The following is a 687-nucleotide window of genomic DNA, read 5'->3' as shown; positions in this document are numbered from 1 at the left end:
CCTCGTGCTCCGTTGTTTGTGGTTGTGGGGTCATTTGTTCCGCCCGACCCCCCCCCCCCCCCCTCGACTCTACAGGAAGCGCTTCAACCCGCCTGTATTTCCAGCGCGTCCACCAGCCACTCGACCACCGCGGGCGAATCGCACAGGAAGAACACGGCATCGCCGCTGCGCGCCTCTGTCAGCATCCGGTACACGCTGATGCCCACGCCGGACTGGCTGGCAATGAAGACTTCGGTGCTGCGGGGCCCTTCGACCTGCCGCGATTGGCGCTGCAGCGCCTGGCGCGCGGCAACGGTTTCAGCCGGTTCAGCTTGACGACTGAGGTCCTCGCCGCGCAGACCCCACGAAACGAAGACACGCTTGTCCTTGAACGTGGTATCCAGGACATGGACGCCGGCCGCGCCTGCGCCAGCCGAGCGATGAATGATGATGCTGCTGATCAACGCAACCCCCTGTGGTCGTCGTGGTCCGCGCGTCGTCCGGCACGCCCGCCGCAACAGCCGGTGTCGGGTGCGGGAGAATGCCGATGCGATCGGATGTGCGCCGATGATAAGGGAAGGACCGCGCCGCATGGGCCGCGGGCCTGAACGCCCGGTATCGCGCATCACATGTAGAGTCGAGGGGGGGGGGGGGGGGGGGGGAGAACTACGGACACAGACACACTACAGTAGAAGCCCACACGGGAAA

1 protein-coding gene is annotated in these 687 nt (G+C 65.9%); it reads right to left on the bottom strand.

Annotated elements, in window-relative coordinates:
- Positions 1-83 precede the first annotated feature (83 nt).
- Entirely contained in the window at positions 84-443 is a 360-nt protein-coding gene (locus tag FJU31_RS15605) for a hypothetical protein (RefSeq protein ID WP_150455577.1), read from the bottom strand.
- Between the last annotated feature and the right edge of the window lie 244 nt (positions 444-687).

The sequence above is a fragment of the Stenotrophomonas cyclobalanopsidis genome, from assembly GCF_008710035.1.
Lineage (GTDB): Bacteria > Pseudomonadota > Gammaproteobacteria > Xanthomonadales > Xanthomonadaceae > Stenotrophomonas > Stenotrophomonas cyclobalanopsidis.
The sequence above is the reverse complement of the archived record's forward strand: the minus strand, read 5'-3'. Positions and strand labels throughout refer to the sequence as shown.